Origin of the sequence: Granulicella paludicola (assembly GCF_025685545.1) — a bacterium.
In the GTDB taxonomy this organism is placed as follows: domain Bacteria; phylum Acidobacteriota; class Terriglobia; order Terriglobales; family Acidobacteriaceae; genus Granulicella; species Granulicella paludicola.
The window spans coordinates 18,627-43,159 of record NZ_JAGSYC010000016.1 but is presented as its reverse complement, the minus strand read 5'-3'; the positions used below and the strand labels follow the sequence as shown (position 1 = coordinate 43,159).

General features: G+C 61.9%; 21 protein-coding genes. 13 read left to right on the top strand and 8 right to left on the bottom strand.

The window, feature by feature from the left end; all coding sequences use genetic code 11:
• Positions 1-42 precede the first annotated feature (42 nt).
• Both OHL14_RS01295 and OHL14_RS01290 read right to left on the bottom strand, forming a co-directional pair.
• Positions 43-1,326, bottom strand: coding sequence for a homoserine dehydrogenase (locus OHL14_RS01295; protein ID WP_263377498.1), 1,284 nt, complete (start codon positions 1,324-1,326; stop codon positions 43-45).
• A 109-nt stretch (positions 1,327-1,435) separates the two neighbouring features.
• Positions 1,436-1,909: a nucleoside deaminase gene (locus OHL14_RS01290; RefSeq protein WP_263377497.1), complete on the bottom strand. Its 474-nt coding sequence runs from the start codon at positions 1,907-1,909 to the stop codon at positions 1,436-1,438.
• 59 nt (positions 1,910-1,968) lie between these two features.
• Here OHL14_RS01290 and allB point away from each other — a divergent pair, with 59 nt between their 5' ends.
• From allB to OHL14_RS01245, 9 genes are all read left to right on the top strand, one after another.
• Complete coding sequence (allB, locus tag OHL14_RS01285) at positions 1,969-3,390, top strand: allantoinase AllB (RefSeq protein ID WP_263377496.1); 1,422 nt, start codon at positions 1,969-1,971, stop codon at positions 3,388-3,390.
• Positions 3,391-3,459: 69 nt separating this feature from the next.
• Entirely contained in the window at positions 3,460-3,969 is a 510-nt protein-coding gene (gene uraD / locus OHL14_RS01280) for a 2-oxo-4-hydroxy-4-carboxy-5-ureidoimidazoline decarboxylase (protein ID WP_263377495.1), read from the top strand.
• Positions 3,970-4,095: 126 nt separating this feature from the next.
• Complete coding sequence (gene uraH / locus OHL14_RS01275; protein WP_263377494.1) at positions 4,096-4,431, top strand: hydroxyisourate hydrolase; 336 nt, start codon at positions 4,096-4,098, stop codon at positions 4,429-4,431.
• Positions 4,432-5,292 carry a factor-independent urate hydroxylase gene (gene pucL / locus OHL14_RS01270; protein WP_263377493.1) on the top strand — a complete coding sequence of 287 codons (861 nt, stop codon included), beginning with the start codon at positions 4,432-4,434 and terminating at the stop codon, positions 5,290-5,292.
• Position 5,293: 1 nt separating this feature from the next.
• Positions 5,294-6,532, top strand: a complete 1,239-nt coding sequence (locus OHL14_RS01265; RefSeq protein WP_263377492.1) for an allantoate amidohydrolase — start codon at positions 5,294-5,296, stop codon at positions 6,530-6,532.
• Positions 6,533-6,563: 31 nt separating this feature from the next.
• A complete protein-coding gene (locus tag OHL14_RS01260; protein ID WP_263377491.1) occupies positions 6,564-7,097 on the top strand; it encodes a dihydrofolate reductase family protein in 534 nt (177 codons plus the stop codon).
• A gap of 36 nt (positions 7,098-7,133) precedes the next feature.
• The gene (allE, locus tag OHL14_RS01255) at positions 7,134-7,880 is read left to right on the top strand and encodes a (S)-ureidoglycine aminohydrolase (RefSeq protein WP_263377490.1); all 747 of its coding nucleotides are present in this window, start codon (positions 7,134-7,136) and stop codon (positions 7,878-7,880) included.
• Positions 7,881-7,958: 78 nt separating this feature from the next.
• The gene (locus OHL14_RS01250) at positions 7,959-9,284 is read left to right on the top strand and encodes a M20 family metallo-hydrolase (protein ID WP_263377489.1); all 1,326 of its coding nucleotides are present in this window, start codon (positions 7,959-7,961) and stop codon (positions 9,282-9,284) included.
• Positions 9,285-9,329: 45 nt separating this feature from the next.
• Entirely contained in the window at positions 9,330-10,763 is a 1,434-nt protein-coding gene (locus tag OHL14_RS01245; protein ID WP_263377488.1) for an NAD-dependent succinate-semialdehyde dehydrogenase, read from the top strand.
• Positions 10,764-10,879: 116 nt separating this feature from the next.
• Here the strand turns inward: OHL14_RS01245 and OHL14_RS01240 are convergent, their stop codons facing one another.
• From OHL14_RS01240 to OHL14_RS01215, 6 genes are all read right to left on the bottom strand, one after another.
• Positions 10,880-12,679 (bottom strand): mechanosensitive ion channel domain-containing protein, encoded by a 1,800-nt coding sequence (locus OHL14_RS01240; RefSeq protein WP_263377487.1) that lies wholly within the window; start codon positions 12,677-12,679, stop codon positions 10,880-10,882.
• 106 nt (positions 12,680-12,785) lie between these two features.
• Positions 12,786-15,827: a TonB-dependent receptor gene (locus OHL14_RS01235; protein WP_263377486.1), complete on the bottom strand. Its 3,042-nt coding sequence runs from the start codon at positions 15,825-15,827 to the stop codon at positions 12,786-12,788.
• A 147-nt stretch (positions 15,828-15,974) separates the two neighbouring features.
• Entirely contained in the window at positions 15,975-17,105 is a 1,131-nt protein-coding gene (locus OHL14_RS01230) for a hypothetical protein (protein ID WP_263377485.1), read from the bottom strand.
• Positions 17,106-17,478: 373 nt separating this feature from the next.
• Entirely contained in the window at positions 17,479-19,368 is a 1,890-nt protein-coding gene (locus tag OHL14_RS01225; protein WP_263377484.1) for a CocE/NonD family hydrolase, read from the bottom strand.
• A 148-nt stretch (positions 19,369-19,516) separates the two neighbouring features.
• Positions 19,517-19,741: a CDGSH iron-sulfur domain-containing protein gene (locus tag OHL14_RS01220; protein ID WP_263377483.1), complete on the bottom strand. Its 225-nt coding sequence runs from the start codon at positions 19,739-19,741 to the stop codon at positions 19,517-19,519.
• Between the two features lie 73 nt (positions 19,742-19,814).
• Complete coding sequence (locus tag OHL14_RS01215) at positions 19,815-21,050, bottom strand: beta-propeller fold lactonase family protein (protein ID WP_263377482.1); 1,236 nt, start codon at positions 21,048-21,050, stop codon at positions 19,815-19,817.
• 287 nt (positions 21,051-21,337) lie between these two features.
• On the opposite strand from OHL14_RS01215, the gene OHL14_RS01210 reads away from it, so the two are divergent.
• From OHL14_RS01210 to OHL14_RS01195, 4 genes are read left to right on the top strand one after another with little or no spacing between them, the layout of a single operon-like run.
• Positions 21,338-21,859: a Sec-independent protein translocase subunit TatA/TatB gene (locus OHL14_RS01210; RefSeq protein ID WP_263377481.1), complete on the top strand. Its 522-nt coding sequence runs from the start codon at positions 21,338-21,340 to the stop codon at positions 21,857-21,859.
• A complete protein-coding gene (gene tatC / locus OHL14_RS01205) occupies positions 21,849-22,637 on the top strand; it encodes a twin-arginine translocase subunit TatC (RefSeq protein ID WP_263377480.1) in 789 nt (262 codons plus the stop codon). The genes OHL14_RS01210 and tatC overlap by 11 nt, the downstream gene beginning before the upstream one ends.
• 16 nt (positions 22,638-22,653) lie before the next feature.
• Positions 22,654-23,595, top strand: coding sequence for a M28 family peptidase (locus OHL14_RS01200; RefSeq protein WP_263377479.1), 942 nt, complete (start codon positions 22,654-22,656; stop codon positions 23,593-23,595).
• A gap of 21 nt (positions 23,596-23,616) precedes the next feature.
• Positions 23,617-24,528: a TerC/Alx family metal homeostasis membrane protein gene (locus OHL14_RS01195; protein WP_263377478.1), complete on the top strand. Its 912-nt coding sequence runs from the start codon at positions 23,617-23,619 to the stop codon at positions 24,526-24,528.
• The last annotated feature ends 5 nt before the right edge of the window (positions 24,529-24,533 follow it).

The following is a 24,533-nucleotide window of genomic DNA, read 5'->3' as shown; positions in this document are numbered from 1 at the left end:
CATCTTGCCCACGCCGCTCTCTCCATCCGATCTTCCCTCAGATTAATCCGTATCTTTGTCGCTCACCACAAGCATCTGCAGACACAGCGGTGTTTCGACCATAAATGGCATCTTCGCCATCTCCGCCATCGCCTCTGCCAGCGTCAAGCTGCTGCACGGCTCCGTCGTCACTACAAATGGCAGTCGCTCCGCGGCATGACCGTGGTGCTGCAGAATCGAGTCGATGTTAAGCCCAAACTTCGCCAGCGCTCCCGCAATCGCCGCCACAATCCCCGGCTGATCATTCACGACAAAGCGAATATAAAACGGCGCCTGCACATCACCGGATACGGCCATCGTCTTCGCCGCGAGCCGCACCTGCGAGCTGCCCTCGGCGATCGCCCGCACGTCGCTCATCACGGCGACAGCCGTAGGATGCCCACCCGCTCCGTGCCCGCTGAACACCACATCGCCACCGAACCGGCCGCTCGTCACCACCATGTTCTGCGTGCCGTGCGACCACGCAATCGGCGACTCCTTCGGAACCAGCATCGGCCCCACGCGTGCGCTCACACCATCGCCAGTAAGCTTTGCCGTAGCCACCTGCCGCACCGTGCAACCCAGTTCCTTCGCATAGGCAAAGTCCACAGCCGAGATCGTCGAGATCGTCTGTGCCGGCACCTTCTCCGGATCGATCTCAGCGTGCAGCGCCAGTCGCGCAAGCACACACAGCTTCGCGCGCGCATCGAAGCCATCGACATCCGCCGACGGGTTCGCCTCCGCATAACCCGCGTCCTGAGCCTTCTTCAACACCTCGCCATAATCTGCGCCGCTCTCCATCGAGCTCAGGATGAAGTTGCACGTTCCATTCACGATGCCGCTGATCGCCGTGATCGCATCGCCGCTCAACCCCTGCGCAATGCCTGGAATCACGGGCACGCCGCCAGCCACAGCAGCACCATAAAGCAGCTGCACGCCCTTGCTCGCAGCCAGCGCAAACAGCGAAGCTCCGCGATACGCAATAAGTTGCTTGTTCGCCGTCACTACATGCTTGCCTGCGTTCAGTGCGGTAGTCAGCCAGCCTTCGATCGGATCAAGTCCGCCCATCAGCTCGACCACCACATCAACGTCGCTCGCGGTTAACACGTCATTCACGTTCTCGGTCCACATAGCACTCACCGGGACAAACGTCGCTCGCGGGCTGCTCTTCTTGCGCTCCACATCACGGTTGAACACACGCGTAATCACGACGCCCGCATCGGGACTTGCCGCCAGCACCTCTGCAAACGAACCGCCCACCGTTCCAAACCCAAGCAACCCTACTTGTAGCGTCTTACCCTCTGCCATAAAAATCCTCGAATCATCCCGGCTTTGTTAGGGAGCGACTTCAGTCGCTCCATCCTCCGCCTGAAAAATGTTTAGGGGCTTCAGCCCCGGAGTGACCGCCACCAACTGCCTAATAAGGAACCTTCTGCGTGGCATCGATCCACGCCGCAAACGCCGCCCATGCCTCCTCGGCGCACACATTCTCTATCGGCAGCGAACGCTCTTCCATCGGCTTCTTCATCTCGTCATAGAGAAATGCATCGTCGAAGCCAGCCTTCGCTGCGTCCTTCGCATTGCAGCCGTAATAGATCGCCTTACAACGAGCCCAGTAGATCGCCGCCAGGCACATCGGGCAAGGTTCGCAGCTCGTGTAGACCTCGCACCCTTCGAGGCTGAAAGATTCAAGTGTCTTGCAGGCCGCACGGATCGCCGTAATCTCAGCGTGCGCCGTCGGATCATGTGTGGCCGTCACCTGGTTTGCCGCCGCCGCAATCACCTTGCCATCGCGCACAACCACTGCTCCAAACGGCCCGCCGCGGCCACTCGTCACGTTCTCCGTCGCAAGCGCAATCGCCTGCTTCATAAACTCTGGGTTCGCTGCCATAAAACCATTCTACCGCCGACGAAGTTTCCTATTCGCCGTTTCCTTGCTCTAATCACCTCATGGCTAACGCTACCCGGCTCCACGCGATCCGCTCACGCCGCGTCATCACCCCGCAAGGCGAACTGGATGCCACCATCGTCATCGAAGACGAGATCATCACAGCCGTGCATCCCAACGCGCACACCGACTCGCGTTTCTCGCACCTTCCCACCGAAGACCTCGGCAACCTCGCCTTGCTCCCCGGCCTCATCGACGCCCACACCCACATCAACGAGCCGGGCCGCACCGAATGGGAAGGCTTCGTCACCGCCACCCGCGCCGCCGCCGCAGGAGGCTTCACCACCGTCGTCGACATGCCGCTCAACTGCCTGCCCGAAACCACCAGCGTCTCCTCACTCGAGATCAAGCGCGAGGCCGCCCCGGGCAAAGCTCTCATCGACTACGCTCTCTGGGGCGGCTGCGTCGACGGCAATCAGCAGCATCTCGAGCCCCTGGCCCGCGCCGGCGTCCCCGGCTACAAAAGCTTCCTCGTCTACCCCGGCTGCGACGGCTTTACCTCCATCGACCGCGCCAACCTCGAACGCGCTCTGCCCCACATCGCGGCGACCGGCCTGCCTCTACTCGTCCACGCCGAGCTCGACCCACCCATCGAAGCCGCCGTCCGCCATCTCAATGCGACCGGCGCAGACTGGCGTCGTCATGACACCTGGCTCGCCTCACGCCCCGATCAGGCTGAGCTCGATGCCATCGCCATGCTGATCGACCTGTGCCGCCAGTACCGCTTCCGTCTGCACATCGTTCATCTCTCCACCGCGCAGGCCCTGCCCATGATCGCCGCGGCCAAGCGTGAAGGCCTGCCCCTCACCGTCGAAACCTGCCCGCACTATCTCCACCTCGCCGCCGAAACCATTCCCGACAACGGCGTGCTCTACAAGTGCGCTCCCCCCATCCGCAGCGAATCCAACCGCGAACTCCTCTGGCAGGCACTGATCGCTGGCACCATCGACCTCGTCGCCACCGACCACTCACCCTGCCCGCCTGAACTCAAGCGGCTCACCGCAACCCAGCTCGGCGAAGAACCCGGCCGCTTCGACGAAGCCTGGGGCGGCATCGCCTCGCTCTCCACCGCACTGCCAGTTTTCTGGACCGAGGCTATCTCCCGTGGCTGCACCCTCTCGCAACTCGCCCAGTGGTTTTCTGCCGCCCCAGCCACGCTTGTAGGAATAAGCGCAAAGGTCGGCTCCATTGAAGTCGGCAAGTACGCCAACCTCGTCGCCTTCGACCCCGACGCCACCTTCACCGTCACTCCCAATGTCCTTCACTACCGCCACAAGCTTTCGCCGTACATGGGCGAACAACTTCTCGGCTCCGTGCGCGGCACCTGGCTGCGCGGCGAACCTGTCTTCACGCGAACCGAAGACATCGATGTGTTCGCCGTCACACCCCGCGGCCGCGAGTACTTGCTATCCTGTCTCTCATAACAACCAGTCTCGATCTTTGTCATTCCGCAGCGCAGCGGAGGAATCTGCATTCCGAACCACCAGCACCCTATGACCACCCTCGAACACTTCAATCAACTCCCTCCCGCTGAAGCCGCCGCAGCCATCCTCCCCTGCAATGGCTCGCAAGCCTGGGCAGAAGGCATGGCCGCCCTGCGTCCCTTCGATACCCCCTTCGACCTCACCTGCACCGCCGACCGCGTCTGGCAATCGCTTTCCGCATCCGACTGGCAACAAGCCTTCGACTCCCACCCGCGCATCGGCGAACACAAAGCCAAGTCAGCTACCGCCGAGTCCCTCGCAATGTCTGCAACCGAGCAATCCTCCGCGCAGCTCACCGCCGACATCCAGTTCCAGCTCGCCGCCGCCAATCGCGCCTACGACGAAAAGTTTGGCCGCATCTTCATCGTCTGCGCCACCGGCAAAACCGCAGCAGAGATGCTCGCCATCCTCCACCAGCGCCTCCACAACGATCCCGCCACTGAACTCCGCGAAGCCGCCGAACAGCAACGCCAGATCACCCAGCTCCGTCTTCGAAAGTGGCTCGCCTCCACCACCTGACCCATACATCGTCATTCTGAGCGGAGCGCAGAGCGCGCAGTCGAAGAACCCCGAAGCTCTCAACCTCGCCAACACCGTTCGAACTATTTCAACCCCGAACCTCACCCGGCATAAGATAAAGCTCTTATGGGACTTTCCACACACATCCTCGACACCGCCATCGGTCGTCCCGCAGCCGACATAGCCCTACGCCTCTCCATCCTTCACGAAAAGTCCTGGCAACCTCTCGGCACCGGCACCACCGACACCGACGGTCGCTGCAAAACTCTGCTCGGCGAACATCCCCTCGAAGCCGCCACCTACAAGATCCGCTTCGACACCGCCAGCTACTACGCTGCACAGCATGTCACCGGCCTCTACCCCTATGTCGAGATCGCCTTCACCGTCACCGATCCCGCCCAGCACTATCACGTCCCCCTGCTGCTCACGGCCAACGGCTACACCACCTACCGAGGAAGCTAAATGCCTGCAAAGCTCGCTGCCAACCGTTACGGAAAGTCCCGCGTCCGCGTGATGCGCCTCACCAAGCATGAGCAGCATCACGACCTCGAAGAGTGGACCGTGCAGCTCCTGCTCTCTGGCGACTTCGAAACAGCCCACACCCTCGGCGATAACTCCCAGATCCTACCCACCGACACGATGAAGAACACCGTCTACTTCGTCGCGCACGAAAGCAAGGCCACCAGCATCGAAGGCTACGCCCAGGAACTCATCGACTACATCCTCACGCGCAACCCGCAGGTCTCCGAAGCCGAATGCATCGTGCAGTCGCACCTCTGGAAGCGCCTCACCGTCGACGGCCAACCCTACCCCACCGCCTTCATGCACGGCTCCAACGAAGTGCAGACCACCCGCGTCTCCCGCCAGCAAAACGGCCCATTCCAGATCATCTCCGGCCTCGATGGCCTCTTCGTTCTCAAGACAGCCCAGTCCGGCTTCGTCGGCTACATCAAGGACTCCCTCACCACGCTGCCGGAAACCACCGACCGCCTCTTTGGCACCGTCGTCAGAGCCGACTGGACCTACACCGCCTCGGGCATTGCAGCAGGCATCGACTTCAACAAGGTCCGCACGCATCTCCGCGAAGCCATGCTCGCCACCTTCGCCAAGCACGATTCGCTCTCCGTGCAGCAGACCCTCTACGCCATGGGCGAAACCGCGCTCGCCCACACCGATCTCATCGACAGCGTCTACATGCTCATGCCCAACAAGCACAATCTGCTCATCGACCTCAAGCGCTTCGACCGCGACAACCCCAACCACATCTTCGTCCCTACCGACGAACCCCATGGCACCATCGAAGCCACCATCGTTCGCACCTAGCATGCAAACTGACTCCCCAACCCGCGCCGCAAAGATCATCGACCGCTGCCGCGAACTCGCGCGCATCACCGATGTCCCCGGCGAAACCACGCGCCTCTTCCTATCGCCCGCCACGCGTGACGCCCACACCCTGCTGCACTGGTGGTTCCGCCAGGCAGGCCTCGCATCCCGCACCGACGACACCGGCTCCCTCCACGCCACGCGTCGGTGCGCGGAGGAAGACGCCCCGACCCTCGTCCTCTTCTCGCACATCGACACCGTACCCAACGCCGGAGCCTTCGATGGCCCACTCGGCATCCTCGTCGCCCTCGCCGCCATCGAGGAACTCCACCAGACCCCGCTCCCCTTCCACATCGAACTCATCGCCTTCAGCGAGGAAGAAGGCGTCCGCTTCGCCTTTCCATTCCTCTCCTCACTCGCCGCGACCGGCAGGCTCACTCCTGAAGACCTCGCCCGCACCGACACCGCGGGTATCACCCTCGCCGAAGCCATCACCAGCTTCGGTCTCGATCCCGCCAACATTTCCCTCACTTGCCCCCTGCCCGCCAACACCTTCGCCGCCATAGAGGTCCACATCGAGCAGGGTCCCGTCCTCGAAGCCGACAACGCCTCCCTCGCCGTCGTTGAAACCATCGTCGGCCAGTCGCGCCTTCATCTCACCTTCACCGGCCAGGCCAACCACGCCGGCACTACCCCCATGCCTCTGCGCCGCGACGCCCTCGCCGCCGCCGCGCAATGGGTCGTCGAAGTTGAGCGCTACGCCGCGAACTATCAACAGCTCGTCGCCACAGTCGGACGCCTCGAAGTCCTTCCCGGAGCGATGAACGTCGTCCCTGGCACCGTCCACGCCACGCTCGACGTCCGCCACCCGAAGGACGAGTCCCGCCACGCCGCCGTCGCCCACCTGCTCACCAAGGCCGAAGCCGCAGCACATCAACGCGGCGTCACCGTCAAAGCCTCACTCAAGTCCGAGCAGAAGGCCGTCCCCATGGACGCCCCGCTCACGCAGGCCCTGCACAACGCCGCCGAGCGCACCGGCCACGATGCCAAACAGATGTTCTCCGGCGCAGGCCACGACGCCATGATCCTCGCCTCGGCGGTCCCCACGACCATGCTCTTCATCCACTCCCCCGGCGGTCTCTCCCACCACCCCCACGAGACCGTCCGCGAAGAAGACGTCGAGGCCGCCCTCGCCACGCTGCTAAACCTGCTGCTTCATCTGCACCCACACAAGCTATGATTTTGTCGAAAGAGTGAAGGAGATTCGCAGCATGGCTAAACTTGTCTACGGATTGAGCCAGTCTCTCGACGGCTACGTCGATCATGTGAATCTCGGGCCGCCCGGACCGGAAATGTATCGTCACTTTCTCGAGTGGACGCGTAGCTCGGCGGGCTTGCTCTACGGCACCAATATGTACACGATCATGCGCTACTGGGAGGAGGACCAGTCAGACTGGGATATCAACGAGCATGAATTCGCTGCTATGTGGCGGAGCAAGCCGAAGTGGGTCGTCTCACGTTCACTAAAATCCGTCGGCGCGAACGCCACGCTCATCGCGGATGACTTTGCGCCAGCCGTAGACAAATTAAAGCAAGAACTGTCCGGTGAAATTTTGTCCGGCGGACCCAATCTGGCGCAGAGCCTGACCGATGCCGGTCTCATTGACGAGTATCGGCTCTACATCCGGCCCGTCGTACTTGGCGGTAGCGCGCCCTTCTTCGCAGGCCCCCGGCCTCCGCTCCGCCTTACGGCCAGCGATCTCATGCCGGAGGGCATCATACGGTTGACCTACGTTCCTGCATAATCGCGCAACGATCGGTCTATCCTCTACACTCTGCCTATGCCTATGCACAACCTCGGTCAGACACGCAGTTCTATCAAGCGCGACCACTTTCTCCTCACCCCGGATACCTTCATCCGCACGCCGCTCCCCGGCCTCACCAACGGCGTCGCCATCGTTCACGTAGCTCCCGCCGCAGGAGCCGCCTTCACGCAGATGACCGTCGAGCTTGAACCCGGCGGCACGCTTACCGAAGGCCCCACGCAGCGCCTGCTCTACGTCCTCGAAGGCAAGCTGACCCTGTCGATCGAAGGCAGCCGCAAGCTGCACAAACTCGCTCCCGGCGGCTACGCCTACATCCCCTCCGAGCACACGCACACCCTCACCGCCGTCACCGCCGCGCGCATCGCTGTCATCGACAAACCATTCCTCCCCCTCGAATCCGAACCCAACCCCGAATTCCTCATCGGCCGCGAGCAGGACCTGCCTGCCGCCCCACTCGGCGGCGACCCGGACCTGATCGTCCGCTCCTTGCTGCCCGCCTCCATGGCCTTCGACTTCGCCTGCAACACCATGACCTACGCCCCCGGCGCGGCTCTCTCGCAGGTCGAGGTCCACTACATGGAGCACGGCCTCCTCATGCTCGAAGGCGGCGGCATCTACCGCCTCGGCGACCAGTGGTACCCCACCACCGCAGGCGACTTCATCTGGATGGCGCCCTACTGTCCGCAGTGGTTCGGAGCCATCGGCAAGAAGCCCGCAAAATATCTCATTTACAAAGACTTCAATCGCTACTCGCTTCTATAACGCTCGCGGTCCTTTTTCACTTGTCATTCCGCAGCGCAGCGGAGGAATCTGCATCTTGCGCACTCCGGCACAAACATCATGACCCTCATCATCAACGCCGACCGCCTCCTCAGCGAGCTCCATCACCTCGCCACGCTCACCGACTGCCCGCCCACCACGGACACCTTACTCCCAGCGCCCACGCAGGCCGTCACGCGCATCGTCTTCACCCCACGCGATCTCGAAGCCCGCGCCTGGCTGCTCGAGCTCGCGCATGAAGCTGGCTTTACCACCCGCGTCGATCCCGTCGGCAACACCTACATCCGCTGGCAGGGTGCCGACCCCGACCTCGGCGTGGTCGGCACCGGCTCCCACACCGACGCCATCCCTCACGCCGGCATGTACGACGGCACCGTCGGCGTCCTCGGCGGCCTCGAAGCTATGCGCGCCCTCAAACAGGCCGGCTTCACGCCCAAGCGTACCCTTGAGCTCCTGATGCTCACCAGCGAGGAGCCCACCCGCTTCGGCATCGGCTGTTTAGGCTCTCGCCTGCTCGGCGGCGTCCTCGATCCCACCACCACCGACACCCTGCCCGATCGCCTGCCTGAAAGTGATCCCACGGCCACCACCGGCCTCACCCTGCACGACGTTCGCACCGCCGCAGGCTTCACCGGCCCACTCACCGAGGTCACGCTCCCCATCGGCTATTACCACGCCTGGGTCGAGCTCCACATTGAGCAAGGCCCCCTCCTCGAACGCGCAGGAATCCCTCTCGGCATCGTCACCAACATCGCCGCTCCCGCCAGCTATCGCTTCACCCTCGAAGGCTTCGGCGGCCACGCCGGCGCTCTGCTCATGCCCGACCGCCGCGATGCTCTCACCGCCGCCTCGGAACTCATCCTCTCCATCGAACGCCACACCCTCGCCGCCAACGCTGCCGCCAAAGCAGAAGGCCTCTCCGGCGTGGACTCCGTCGCCACCGTCGGCTCCGTTCAAGTGCATCCCGGCAACGTGAACTCCGTCCCCTCGCGCGTCACCCTCATGCTCGACATCCGCGACACCGACCCCGAGCGCCGCGAGCACACCATGTCCGCCGTCCGCGCCGACATCGCCGACCTCCAGTCCCGCCGCGGCGTTCGCATCACCGAAGAGCGCATCAACGCCGACACGCCCGCCATCAGCGGCGAGCACATCGTCAACACCCTCGCCTCCATCTGCGACTCCGAGCACGTCCCGTACCTCAAGATGGTCTCGCGCGCCTACCACGACAGCACCTTCATGGCCCGCCTCGCTCCCATCGCCATGCTCTTCATCCCCTGCCGCAACGGCGTCTCCCATCGCCCCGACGAGTACTCCACACCAGAATCCATCGCCCTTGGTACACGTATACTCGCTCTCACCCTCGCTCAGCTCGCGAACGAATAGCCTCAACCCAACTCACTGCTCACTGTCTCCTGTTCTCTGCCTCCTATGATTCAGTCGATCAACCCCGCTACCGGCCAGCTTCTTCGCACCTTCGCAGCTCTCACCCCCGAGCAACTCGACCAGCGCCTCACCCTTGCTGCCGACGCCGCCCGCACCTACCCGCAGCTCCGTCTCGACCAGCGCATCTTCTGGATGCGTCGCCTAGCGCTCCTCCTCGAATCCGAGACCGAAGAGCTCGCCGCTACGATGACCGCCGAGATGGGCAAGACCCTCTCCGCCTCCCGCGAAGAGATCGCCAAGTGCGCCGCCTGCTGCCGCTACTATGCCGAGCACGCCCCAGCCATCCTCGCCCCCGAGCACGTCAAAACCGAGCACGAAGAGTCCTACGTCCGCTACGATCCCCTCGGCATCGTCCTCGCCATCATGCCGTGGAACTTCCCCCTCTGGCAGGTCTTTCGCTTCGCCGCACCTGCCCTCATGGCTGGCAACGTCAGCCTGCTCAAGCACGCACTCAACGTCCCGCAGTGCGCGCTCGCCATCGAAACCCTCATCCGTCGCGCAGGCTTCCCCCGTGGCAGCTTCCAGACGCTGCTCCTCGAAACCGAGCAGGTCGAAACCGTCATCGCCGACAAACGCATCGCCGCCATTACGCTTACCGGCTCCGAAGCCGCAGGCCGCTCCGTCGCCGCGCAAGCAGGTTGGTTCCTCAAGAAGACCGTCCTCGAACTCGGCGGCTCCGATCCCTTTATCGTCATGCGTTCCGCCGACGTCATCGCCGCCGTCGACACCGCCGTTCGCGCCCGCTGCATGAACAATGGCCAGTCTTGCATCGCCGCCAAGCGCTTCCTTATCCACGACAGCGTCTACGAGCCCTTCACACGCCGCTTCGTTGAAGCCATGGCGGCCCAGCGCGTCGGCGACCCTACCGTCGCCGCCACGCAGATCGGTCCACTCGCCACACCCAAAATCCTCGACACCCTCCTCGCCCAGATCGACGCCGCCCTCGCTGCAGGCGGTGAACTCCTCACCGGCGGCAAGCGCCTGCACCTCCCTGACCCGTTGGCCTCTGGCAACTACATCCAGCCCACCGTCATCGCCAACGTGCCACTCACCAGCGACATCGCCAAGCAGGAAACCTTCGGCCCACTCGCACTCCTCTTCCGCGTCGCCTCCATCGAAGAAGCCATCACCCTCGCCAACGACACACCCTTCGGCCTCGGTGCCAGTGTCTGGACCAACGACCTCACCGAGCAGCAGCGCTTTGCCTCCGACCTCCAGTGCGGCAGCATCTTCTTCAACGCCCAGGTCGCCAGCGATCCGCGACTCCCCTTCGGTGGCATCAAGAACTCTGGCTACGGCCGCGAACTCTCTTCGCAGGGCATGCGCGAGTTCCTCAATGCCAAGACCGTCGTCGTCGCCGAGCTCCGCGGCATCCACAAGCCCCAGCGCACCCTCTTCGAAATCGAGCAGAACGACTAGAGCATTTTCCCTGTGAGTATAGCCGGGCCAACACTCTTATGGGCGTTTTCTCCCAATGAAAACGCCACTGCACGGCTTTCTCTAGAAACCCAGTAACAGGGAAAATGCTCTAGCCTCTACTTTGCTGGCTCCGGCACCTGCAACGAATCCAGCACTGTCTCCAGCAGCATGCTTCGCCGCTCCGACCGCCCCGCCGCGCGCGTCACATACCGCACCACCAGCTCCGCGCCGCCACCCGCAGGCCGCACATTCACCGCAGGCTCCGCCGAAAACTGGCTGAGACCCCTCTGCCCCGTCGCCTGCTTCCACTCGGCCTCGGCCGTCCGCGTATCGCTCTCGGTCGCGGTCGTCATCACCTTCTGCACGCGGCTCATCGTCGCCGCAACATCCTGCCCCGCAGGCACCGACAGCGTGAACTCGTCCCACATCCACTGTCCCGAGGTCGTGAAGTTGAAGTAGCGCCCGCTGATCGCATACTTGTTGTTGAACGCCACGCGCCGCCCTGTCGGATGTCCCGACGAAGCCCAGTTGCCCGTCTCCAGCAGCGTCGTGCGGAACACACCGATCTCGACCACCTCGCCCTGCACGCCATCGATCTCTACCGCGTCCCCTACGCCGATGCCGCTCTGCCCCATCAGCACAAACCATCCCACAAACGCCAGGATGAAGTCCTGCAACGCCACGGTGAGTCCTGCCGTCACCAATCCAATCACCGTCGAAAGCTGCCCCGGCGATCCGAACACCACCATCAGGATGCTCACCAGCATCAATGCCTGCACCGTCAGCCGCGCGATCCAGCTCAACGTCCGCGCCCTGCGACGGTCAGTCGTCTCCCGCTCCGCAATCCGCCTCGCCACTGCACTCAACAGGATCCCCACCATCAGAATCACCAACACATAGATCGTCTGCACCACCAGCAGATGTCGCACGATCGCATGCTGCAGCAGGATCTGCGTCGCCCAACGGTCGTACACATCCGCCAGCTGCCCTTCGGTCGCAATGCGGTCGTCATACATCGACATCAGCTCCCGCTGCAGCGAGAGCCGCTTCAGCCCCGCCAGCTTGTCCGCGCCCTGTGCATCGCCCGTTCCCTTGCCCGCCGCCGCCTCCAGCGCATTGTGCTGCACCGTCAGCTTCGCCGCATCGCTCTGTGCCGCCGCCTTCGCTTCGAGCACCAGCTTGTACCGCTTGCCCTGCCGCTGCCATGCCCCGATCAACCCGGCCAGCGTGCGGTATCTCGACACCGCAATCACCGCCACCTCGCCCACTCCACCCGAAGCCTCGAACTTCTTCACCTCGGCATCGCGCTGCGTCAGCTCCTGCTGAATCGCATCGCGCTGATCGCCACTCGCTCGCGCCAGATCGCCCTTCGCATCGCTTAGCTGGTCCTGATCGAGCCCCAGCTGCGCCTTGGCAATATCCTCATCCTCGCCACCCTTCGCAACCGTCAAAAGCGCCGCCTGGTCCTGCGCCACGAGAGTCGTCAGTTGCGCCACCTTCTGCTGCAGATCGAGTGCCTCCCCCTTCAGCGTCTTCTGCTTCAGCGTCGCCTCACGTAGAGCCGTCGCAAACGCCTGATCCACCTCGTGATCCGCGAGGTGTTCCGCCTGCCGTGCAAATGCCAGCTCCTCCTGCGAGACAGCCTGCGCCGACAGTGCCTGCGCCGTCTTCCAGGGCGTCTCATCCACCAGCGTCTTCCGAGTCTGCAGCCCCTTACCCTGCTGCAGAAACGGCAGGTCCGCCATCGCTCCACTCGTCCGCCACGCCACTACCGCACCCAGCACGAACAGCACCAGCAACACCAGCAGCGTCGTACGCGCAAAACTCCCCAGCAGCGGCGACTTTACTCCACCCGCAACTGCGCCCTTCGCATCCAGTTCCCGCCCCGCCATCTTGTTACCCTGCTGTCCGTTCATAGCCCGCCTTTACACCTACCATTAGACCCAAAAACAAGAGGCGTGACCAATGCGGTCACGCCTCTTGTCCTTTTACTCCCTATTCCCTGATCCCTACTCGCTGCCTCTAAAAGTTGAACGAGGCCGAAAGCTGCACACGCCGTACTGCATCGTTCGACGTGAACTGCTGGCCAGCAAGCGCCGTGAGAGAGCCAAACGTCGGCGAGCTCAACGTGCCATTCGGTGTCGCGCGGTCGGCAACGTTGAAGATGTTCTGGAACTGCGCAGCGAACACCACGTTGTATTTCTTGCCGCTGGTCGCTCCACCGCCACGACCGCCGCCGCCACCGGGGCCGCCGCCGAAGCCGCCACCACCGCCGCCGCCACGAGGTCCACCACCGCCGCCGCCGCGATTGCCGCCGCCCTGCGGAGGTCCGCCATCGCCACCGCCCTGGTTGCGGTTCGCAGGAGCCCCGGCCTTTTTGCCGAAGCCGATCGTCTTGCTGATGCGGAAGTTCGCTGTAAAGGCCGCAGGGCCCGTGCAATAATTCGTGGGAATCTGCGTGTAGTGGACACCCGGAGCGTCGCCCGGATCGACAAACGTGCCGCAACCTCCGAACGTCTTCGCTCCTGCGGTTCCAGTCGTCGCAAAGATCGGGCGAGTGTTGTTCGTAAGGTAGCCAAAGTTATCCGAACCCGTCGTAATGTTTACCGGCTGCCCCGAACGCGCCGACACCAGCGGTGAAACCGTGATCAGGTGCGGGAAGTTGAAGCTTCCAAACAGGAAGAGCTGATTCTTTATATCGAAGCTCGCACGGCCGTAATCCGTCGCAATGTTGTACGGGTCCGTTACCGAACTGCTCACACCCGCCGTGTCCGACTTCGTATCGAAGTTGATCACGTAGAAGCTCGAAAGCGACCACCTCGCCGATCCACGATAGTTGAAGTTCGTAATGAACTGGTTCTGCCGGAAGTAGCCCTCCGTCAGGTAGGTGTTGTTGATCGGCGCGCTGGGATTGATGGAATCTGCCTGCGCATTCAGGTTCGCGTTCACCAGCTGATGGATACCCACCACATGCTGGTAGTTGAACGATACCGTCGCATTCTTGAACGGCGAAATATCCGCACCCAGGTTCACCTGCTCCTGGTACGGCGAGCGGTAGCCGCGACCAAAGTCAGCCTGCGTCTGCACAGCTTGCGTCTGCACATGGCCAGTCGTCGCGCTCGCTCCGCAACCCGTCTGGTTCCCTGCCACCGTCGCCGAGCAGGTCGCCGATAGCACTGGGTTCGTCACCGTCGACGGAATCTGGTTCACTCCGTTTTCCTGCACAGTATTCAACTGGCTCGCCAATGTCAGGCGATCGTAGAACAGACCATAACCCGCACGAGCAACCACTAGGGGTCCACCGCTCTTCTTCTTGCCCACGCCATACGCCACGGCAACACGCGGAGCAAAATCCGACTTATCGCTGATAAAGTTCTGCAGCTCGTAACGCATGCCGTAGCTTATCGTCAGGTTCGGTCGCGGCTTCCAGTCATCCTCTGCATACAAGCCGGCATCCACCGTCGTCGCCTGCACCGTCGGGTGCGCGTAGGTCACAATGCTGAACTGGCTCGGCGTGCCGTTGATGTAGTTCTGCAGCGCCGTCGATGTGCTGTTGCTAAGGAATGCAAAGCTGCCGTTCGAGTTCGCGTTCGTCGTGTTCGTGTCGCTCGTCGTGCGCACGCGCCCGCCCATGCGGATGAAGTTGTGCGCCAGCGCGATCGAGGTGTAATCCTGATACTCGAAGTGATTCTGCGTGTCGCTCGTGTTGCCCGTCGTCGAATCGCCGCCCGTGGTGAACCCACCCGAAACCGACAGCTGCGGTGTCGTATTCAACGGCGTATCGCTCGAAGTGCTCTGTTCCCACTCGAAGTGAATCTCGTTGATCACCTTCTGCGACACCGTCGTATTCAGGCTCAACTGCACCTCCTGCTGGCCGCTCGTTCCGGTGTAAGCATTCGCTGCCAGGGCGTTTCCGCCGATGCCCTGGTTGTTCGAAGTCGCCTGAACATAGCGGTACCGCGCCGTCACCGTGTTCTTCGTTCCGATTGCAAAGTCGACGCGGGGGCTGAGGTCATAGCGGGTCTGCGGCGTAGAAACAGACGCCACAAAATTCGGGAAGCTCGTCAACACCTGGCAGGTCGCGGCCGAACCACCCGGCGCACACGCCACGCCCGGGCTGCTGATCAGCTGATACAACGACTGCGGATCGATGATCGTGTTGTTGTGAATGTTGCGGTACTGGCCGCCGAAGGTGAACGACGACGTCTTGGTCAGTGGCCCACTTATCTGTCCGTTCAGCAGGACCGTGTAATAGTTCGGTTGCGGCACGTTTGACTGCACGATCGGGCTGCCCGTGTTGAACACCTTATCGTTGATATTGAACTGCGCGCTGCCGTGGTACTGGTCCGAACCCGGCTTCGTAAAGATCTCCACGCGTCCAAAGCCCGGCTTGTCATACTGCGCCGAGAACGGATTCTGGTTGATACGAATCTCGCGGATCGACTGCTTCGGCGGCAGCTGCCCACCCGTAAAGCCATCGATATAAAACTGCGCTCCGTTCGGTCCCGCCGCCGGTCCCGCCAGCGCTTCCAGCTCGCTCTGCAGATCGTCCGGATCATCCGACAGCGCATCCAGCGCAGCGCCTGTCAGCACCGTCGCACTCGCATTGTTATCCGGGTCCACACTCAGCTGCGCAGCCGTGTCGTCCACGTTGATCGTCACGTCCGTGCCCACCTGCATCTTTACATCGAACGTCTGTGCCGCCACGCCCAGCACCTTCACGTTCAGTGCCGAGTACGTCGCAAACCCCGGCATCGTCACCACCAGCGTGTACGTACCCGGAGCTACCGGCATGCTGTACGTGCCATCGCTGCCCGAGGTCACTTCCTTCGCCGCCGAGCCCTTCGTCGGAGTCAGCGTCACCTTCGCGCCCGGGATCAGTTCGCCGTCAGGATCGACCACGGTGCCATGCACCCGCGTCACTCCTGCCGCTGCAGCTGCCGGTGCCTGCGTTGCTACCGTCGCAGGTGCTGCCGTCTGTGCCGACGCCCCATGCTGCATCAACAGCATCGAAGCCGCCGTCGCGAACACCCATCCACTCATCATCTGCTTGCGCAAAAGCATTCCATCTCCTCGTACAAATCCGTATCTCGTTCAGTGCAGAACTTCCCCTCGGCCTCTCACGTAGCTCTTCACAGAACGTGCAGCGAGGTCTTCACACTCTACAAACTCAATCTCAAATCAACCTGAAGCCAGAAAGATCGCTGCGACCTACCGGCCGCCGCCACCTTCGCCGCCTTCCATACCGCCGCCAATGCTCCACGGCGACAGCGTCATCTCGCCGCTAGGCGATGCCGTCAGCAACGGCTCGACACCGACCACTAGCGTCACCACAGAGTTCTTCGCACCGTCCGTACCCGCGCTCGCCACGATCATCACAGCCTCGCCCGTCTTCAGACCCGCCACAGTCTCCGCCGGTAGCCGTCCCAGCATCTGCGACAGGTCCGCCGCGCCGCCACGAGCGCGCTGGCCACCCTCTGCTCCACCTGCACCCGGAGCGCCGCCACCTGCGGGAGCGCCACCTCCAGCCGGAGCCTTCATCCGCGCAGCAATCATCGTCGCCATCTGCGTGGAGATCCGCTTCACGTTGCTGCTCGGCGTAATCGAAACCGTCACCATCTTTTTCGTTGCCAGATCCTTCAAAGAGACCGTGCCCGCCGACGCATCGACCGCCGTGATCAGCCCCGAGAAGTTATGGAACGTTCCCGCCACCATCTCGTCCGCCGTGATCGTCAGCCCGTCCATCGCCTTGGTGCCACGCACGCGCAGCTGATCACCCGGCTTCACATCCGCAAGCTGCGCCGTCTTCGCATCGGCAAAGTTCACCGAGTCGCCCGCATAGTGACGCACGATCGTCGACGGCGTCGTCACCACCGTGATCGTCTTCATGCCGCTCGACAGCACCACCTTGTTCCCGGCCACATCCACACTCTTCACAATGCCGCCCAAACCCTGCGCCCACGCCGCTTCACTCGCCGCATGGCTCTGCGCAATCGCAGCCGACTTCATCAGGTACACCTTCGTCGCCTTCAGGTCCGTACCCGCATCGCCCGCCGTGCCGATCACGATCGCCTTATCGCCCATCGCCACATCCGCAGCCGTTCCTGGCGTCGCATCCTTCGGAGCCGCTCCTGGAGCCACCACCAGCACCTTCGTATCGCCCGAGATCGTGACCGTGTAGTCCTGACCCGCAGCCGACGTCAGCGTGAGTCCCGTGCCCGTCGCAGCCTTCACCGTGCCCGATGCATGAGGAGCAGCCTGCGCAACCAGGTATACCGGAGCCGCCACCGCTACTGCTGCCACCACTGCCATCGCCGTCGTCCGCATCCACACTGTTCCCATCGTTCTCACACTCTCTCGTATCTTTCCATTCACCCTGTGCGCCGTTGGAGGACTCACGAACTTCGGCAACAATCTCTGGGCGGTCTACCAAGAATACGAACAACTCAACCAAAAGTTTCTATTGCAACTCCAATTCCTTGATGAAATCGCATCCATCGCTAAGCGATGAAAATCAAGGCCTTATCCATACGCCGCCATCCCGCCTCCGGGTGCCCCATGTCAGAACCTCTGAGAACCGGGTGCCACAAGTCCGGACTTTCGGAAGTGGGTTCGCGGAATCTATCCCCCACAAACAAAAGCGGCCCTCGCCACCGGAAACCTCCCAGCCACAAAGACCGCCTTTCTCTTCCCTACTCCCTATTCCCTGTACTCCCTATTCCCTGTCCTCCACCGGCAAATCCACCCGGCTTCCCCCAAAGATCGTGACCGTCTCCGCCTTGTACGCCTCCTTCGGAGCCTTCATGATGTTGTCCACATACGTCTGCGGATTCCGGTCGTACAGCGGGAACCAGCTCGACTGCACCTCCACCATCACCTTGTGTCCCGGCAGAAACGTGTGGTCCACGCCATGCAGGCTCCACTTGTACTCGGCCACCTCACCCGGCTTCACCGGCTCAGGATTCGTAAAGCTCTTGCGGTACCGTCCGCGCAGGATCTCCTCTGCCACCATCAGCTCATAGCTCGGCTTTCCGTCCGCCGCCGGATACACATCCACCAGCTTCACAATCCAGTCACTGTCGGTGCCTGTCGTCGAAGCCATCAGGTCCGCCACCACGTCGCCCGTCACCGTGATCGGCTTGTCCAGCACCGGCGTCGAGAAGTTTGCGAGGTCCTTGCGACCGCTTACGAAACTCTGGTCCTCTACCAGCCACGTCCGCCACGTCGATCCATCGCCATACGTCGACTGCACCGGCCGATGACGATACGGCACCGGGTTCGCCGGATCGGCCACATACGTCGCCGTCTCCGCTTCGGTCTTCGGCTTCTCCAGGCTCAACGTGCCGTTCGCATCCAGGTACAGGCTCTCGTGCTTGAACCCGTCCTTCGGAGGCCATACCGCATACCGGTGCCACTTGTTCTCGCCGGTGCGGAAGCTCGCCGTATCCGCCAGGTCGAAACCCGGCTTGTCCTTCAGGTAGAACTCGAAGAACGGTGCCTCGATCCTCGACCGATAATAGTCGCCGGTCTTCTCGCCGCCGAACTGTACCGTGCCGAACTTCCCGCCCAGTTCGTCCCCAGGCCCACGCGACCAGCCACCGTGGTTCCACGGTCCCAGCACCATGTAGACCTTGTGCGCGCCCTTCACCGAGCCTTCTTCCGCCTTCGGCTCGTTCGGTCGCAGCGCGGCGTACTCCGCCTGCGTTCCCCACATATCCTCCTGGTCCCAGTAGCCGCCCACCTCCAGCGTCGGGACCTCAGGCTTGTGCAGGTGCGTCTCCACCGCCATGTCCTGCCAGAACTTCACATAGCTCGGCTGCGACAGGAACACCTTCGCCGTCGGCAGCTGCGTCATGCCCGCCGCCGTGGCCGCTCCCTCGAAGTTCACATGGTTCAGGAAGAACTCATACTGGTCCTCCTTCGAGTCCGCACGCACATCTGTCTTCTGCGCCTCCAGCTGCTGCACATAGTCAAAGCCGTACGTCTCGCGGAACGCTCCGTTGTGGAAGAAGTCGTCGCCCAGCCAGATGTCCGTCATCGGGGCCTGCGGGCTGATCGCCTTCACCGCCGGATGCGCGTCAATCCCCGCCATCATCGCCAGGAACCCGGGATAGCTCACGCCCAGCACCCCGACGCGACCGTTGTTATTCGGCACATTCTTCAGCAGCCAGTCGATCGTGTCGCGCGTGTCCGTCGTCTCGTCCACATCGTTCTTCGTCTTGTGGTCCACGATTGGCCGGTTCATCACAAACTGCCCGCCCGACGTATACCGTCCGCGGATGTCCTGTTCCACATAGATGTAGCCGCTCTCCGCAAGCTCCTTCTTCCCCAGCTTCACCGAGATCGGCGACGCCCCGTTCACTCCATACGGAGTCCGCGTCATCAGGAAGGGCAGTGCCGGTCCGGACTTGTCGCTCCCCACCGGCCGCAGGATCACCGTGTGCAGCGTCACGCCATCGCGCACCGGAATCATCACCTCGGTCCGCTCATACTCCGGCCCGTGATAATCCTTTAGCGCATCCGCCATCCGCCCCTGCTGGGCCACCACTGGCCCACCCGCCCCCACCGCCAGAATCAAACCCGCTGCCAAAGACCAACCGCGCATTCACACTCCTTCTGCTGCTAGCTATAACTGCTTTCTATGCAACTTATCGTATTCCCTTCAGAGACAGGGCTTCCTCGCCAAGCCATCCAACAAAAACAAACGCCTCCAAACCGACGGTTTGGAGGCGTTTCTCTCGCGTGACTGAGTTTTAGGTGAGGTTTCCCGCGGGGCTGGTGTTACAGAGCCAGCCTTCGCGTCCATGAGCTCCGTCGCAGAACGGACGCTTCGCACTGAGCCCGCAGCGGCAAAGGCTGATCGCCGGCTTCCCTGTCAGGTCCCACTCGTTGCCATCGGCGTCCTTCAACACGATGTGGCCTTCCACGCGCAGCGGGCCATTCGGCTTCACTGTAATCCGTACCGGTTCTTCTGACATACAAAACTCCTTTGACCGCTCTGGCAGTCACAGCCTCAGAATAGCAGTTTGCGAGTTACGGGCCTGCAACTGGCTAATGAGAAGCCACTATGTTCACGGGGTAAATGCTGCTGGTGCCGCTGGCGGCTGTAGCGGTGGTTGTCAGGGCGCCCCCCGAACCGATGGAGTAGGCCTCGATACCCGAGCTCGAGCTGTAACCTTCGGCCAGGATATAGCTGCCGCTGTTGTCGCGAGCAAGTGCCATCACTCCCGCGGGAGCATTAAAGGGCGACCCACTGACTGCGGTGAGCGCACCTCCTGAGCCGATGGCGTAGGCAGAGATGGTGCCGTCGGTGAAGTTGCCGGTGTAAACGTAGGTGGCCGCTGAATTGACCACAACAGAGTGCGCCGCGTTGCCGCTGGTTCCGGTGTTGTAGGAGCCGACAAGAGTGAGAACGCCGGAAGCATTGCCGGAGAAAACCTTGAGGCCGGGCGAAGCCGTGGAGTTGGATCCTGCGGTGTAGACGTAGTTGTTGGTATCGATGGCGACGTCGTAGATGCCTACCGAGGTGCTGCCAGGGTTGATGACCGTGGCGAAGGTCAGAGCCCCAGTGGAGGTGCTGTAGCCATAGGAGTTCGCTCCCCCGGTGCCTAGCGTAGCGACTAGAAAGTCTCCGCTGGGAGCAAAACGCAGGGTCGACGGTACGATCGCGCCGCCATCGGAGGCTTGGTAGATGGGGTAGTTGCCGACGGAGGTGAGGAAGCCTGTGGAGGTGTTAATGCTGTACTGCTCAAGCGTCTGGCTGAGCGAGTTGAGCGAAAAGAGGTACTTGCCATCGGCCGAGATCGTGATGGCGGCGGAGTTCTCGACGGCCAGCGCTGCTCCACTGTTGAGGATGCTGGGGGTGCCGGTGGTGCTGAGAGAGAAGCCGTAGATGGAGCCTGTGCTAAGCGAGGGATCGCTGGCGATATACAGGAAGGTGTTGGCCGGGTTGATGGCCATGGCCTGCGGCACGATGCCGAGCGAGTAGGGTGAGCTGGTAGTGGCGGTCAGGCTTCCGCTGGAGACCGTATAGCCATTGAGAAGGGTGCTTCCACCCGAGCTATTGGTGAAAAAGGCGTAATCGTTGGTGGTGGTGCCAGTCGTACCGGTGGTGCCCGTTGTACCGGTACTGCCGGTGGTTCCCGTGCTGGTGGTGGGCGGGACAAAGAAGTTTCCGCAGCCTGTGGTGGCGAAGATGGCGATGGTACCAGCGGCAAGGGCGGCGACAAGCAGCCATGAAGCGCAGGAGGTAAGGGTGGCTCGGGTGCGAATGAGGTGGAACGGCATAGCTTTCGATATCTCCAGGGCCATACCGATGCGTCAAGGCCTTCGGCTGGTGCTGTCCTCTAATATTTTCGCAGAGTTGGCGAAGGGGGAAGCTTCGAATACCTGCTAGGCTGCTTTGCTGGGTAGACGCAGGAACGAGGGCACGGGTTAGCCGACAAAAGTTGAATCGTTGGAACAGGATGCGGCGCGGCGGGCGAGGCCTTATCATCTAGTGTTAGATAGAGACCGGAAGAAAACCGAAGTCCAGTGAGACTCGTACCTTGGATAAGGAACTATAGACAGGAACTATGCCCAGTTTTCAAGACAGTGTGTTTTTGTTCGTTCTGGCGCTGCTGCTGTTCGGCCCGAAGAAGCTGCCGGTGCTGGCGCGCGAGCTGGGCAAGTGGGTGGGAGAGTTTCGGCGTGCCTCCAACGAGTTCAAAATGCAGATGGAAGACGAGCTGCGACAGAGCGAGCAGGCCGACCGGCTGAAGAAGATCGAGGCGATGGAGGCGGCAGCCCCAGCGGCTCCTGCTTTGGAGATACCGCCAACGGTAGAAGAGCCTGCCGCGACGAGCACGGGAGTAGCTTCCGAAGAACCTGCTCCGGTGGAGGTCCTGGAGACGACGGTGGAACACGTGGCTCCGCTACCCATTGCCGAGGCTGGCGAGCTGAAAATTATGCCTCCGTCAACGGGCCTGCCTGCGGCACGAAGCCGTGGAGCTTCCGGTGGCGGGGCGCTAGGCGGGCTGCTGGATTCGATTCCTGCGGCCGAGAAAAAAGAAGAGCCGCTGATGGCGGAGACTGCGGAGACGACCCATGGCGACTGAGCTGGCGGAACGCACTCGAAATGCGGTGCAGGACCGGGCAGAGCTGCCGGGCATGAGCTTGATGGAACACCTGGAGGAGCTGCGCAAGCGGCTGTTCTGGAGTGTGGGCTACCTGTTTGCAGGCATGATCGTGGCGTACGCGTTCCACGTGAAACTGCTGTACGCGATCCAGAAGCCACTGGTGGACATCGGGCTGAAGATGACGATGACGCATCCGACGGATGCGATGAACTTCCTGATCAAAACGTCGGCAGTATGCGGCGCGATCATTGCGAGCCCCTTCATTCTGTACCAGGTGTGGCTGTTTATCTCGCCGGGCATGTACTCGCACGAGAAGAAGTATGTGTTCCCGTTTATGGGCACGACGGTGGTGCTGTTCCTAAGCGGCGCTTGGTTTGGGTACAGGTATGTGCTGCCGGGAGCGATGAAGTTTCTGGTGCAGGACATCGGCAAGAACTTCACGCACATGATTACGATCGACGATTACACCGGCTTCTTTCTGGCGGTAATTCTCGGGCTGGGTGTGACGTTCGAATTGCCGGTGGTGATCTTCTTCCTGGCGCTGTTCGGTATCGTCGATGCAAAGTTTTTGCTCAAGCATTTTCGCTACGCAGTGCTGGCGATCTTTCTGCTGGCCGCGATTCTTTGCCCGGACCCGAGCCCGATCGGCATGTGCGTCTTCGCATCGCCGATGCTGGTGCTGTACTTCGTGGGTGTGGGCGTGGCGTTCTTTGTGCATCCAGATCGACGCAACCGCAATAAAGCGAAGGCTGCTTAACAACTGAGGGGGCTTGATGAGGTTTGGTGCGTTTGGTGTAGCGACATGGGTGCTGGCAGCGGTTTCGACGACCGGAGTTTGCGGGGCGCAGGCGAGGAGCAATGGCATCTCCGGGCAAGCGGTGTTGAAGCTGACGCAGGAGTATGTGGACGCAGCACCGAAGCGATATGTGGGCTCCGAAGGACACATGGCCGCGGAGAAGTTCATCAAGGACCACTTCAAACCAGAAGCGGCAAAGGGGAACTTTGTCGTCGACGAGTTTGTGGCGCGCAGCACACCGGCAGGGCCGTTCACCATGCGGAACCTGATCGTGAAGTTTCCGAGTGCAGGACCGGCGAAGAAGGACGGCGTGATCGTGCTCGCGAGCCACTACGAGACGAACTTTCCGTTGAAAGACATCAACTTTGTGGGCGCCAACGATGGCGCGTGCACCAGCGCTCTGCTGATCGCGCTGGGACAGTATTATCGCGAACATCCGCCGACGGGGTACTCCGTGTGGCTGGTGTTTACTGACGGCGAAGAGGCGATTGCGAACTGGAGCGCTTCGGATTCGCTATACGGCACACGGCATCTGGCAGCGAAGTGGAGCGGCGATGGCACGCTCCCGAAGATCAAAGCGTTCATTCTGGCGGACATGATCGGCTGGAAGCAGATGAAAATCGACCGCGAGAACAACTCGACGCCGTGGCTGGAAGATTTGTTGACGAAGGCCGCGAAGGACACTGGCCACTCGAACTACATCTCCTCGCAGGGGCAGGCGATTGAGGACGATCATCTGCCGTTCAAGCAGCGTGGCGTGCCGGTGCTCGATGTCATCGACTACGAGTATGGGACGCCGAGCAATCCTGAGGCGTACCACCACACCGTGCAGGACACGATGGACAAGCTGAGCGCGCAGAGCCTGCAGGTCTCGGCAGATTTGTTTCTGGATCTGGTGAAGCTGGTCAACACGCACTGAGGACGAGAGGAGCTCGATAGAGTGACTCCACTCTCGTACTGGATCTGGTTTCATGTGGCGCTGGCGGTTCTGCTCGCGCTGGAGTTCGGATTGTCGCGGCTGGTGCGGGATACGCGGCGTAAGGCGATCTGGGCTGTCTCCTTATGGGCGCTGGTTGCGGTGGGGCTCGCTGGGTTGCTGGTGAGGCCGTACGGTTCAAATGGAGCCACACAATACCTGGCTTCGTATGTGCTGGAGCAGTCCCTCTCGATCGACAACCTGTTTGTGTTTCTGCTGTTGTTCCGGCTGTTTCGCGTTCCGGAGAATCGGCAGCCGAAGGTTCTGTTCTGGGGCGTGACCGGCGCGATGGTCATGCGAGGGTTATTTATCGCTGCCGGCGTAGGTCTGCTGGCACGCTTTCACTGGATCGAGTATGTATTTGCCGCGATCCTAGGCTATGCGGCGATACGGATGATGATCCCTTCGCATGACAGCGAAGAGGAGACGCCGGCGTGGATTGGGTGGCTAACAAAGTGGCGGCCTATCAGCATGACCACCGATCACTTCTTTGTGATCGAGGAGGGTCAAAAGATGGCGACCATGCTGCTGCTGGCGCTGATCGCTGTGGAACTGACGGATGTGGTGTTTGCACTCGATTCGATACCAGCGGTGCTGAGTATTACCCGCGTCCCGTTCCTCGCGTATACCTCGAACATCATGGCAGTGATGAGCCTACGCAGCTTGTACGTGCTGCTGGCGCTGGCGCTATCAAAGCTGAAGTTTCTGCACTATGGCATGGGCGTGGTGCTGCTGTTTGCGGCCGCGAAGATGCTGGCGCAGGACTGGATTGAGATTGGCCCGGGGGTATCGCTAGCGGTGATTGCTGGCGTGCTTGGGGTGACGATTGTTGCGTCACTGGTAGCAGCGCGGGGGGGCGATAGCGCGGTATCCTGAAGAGG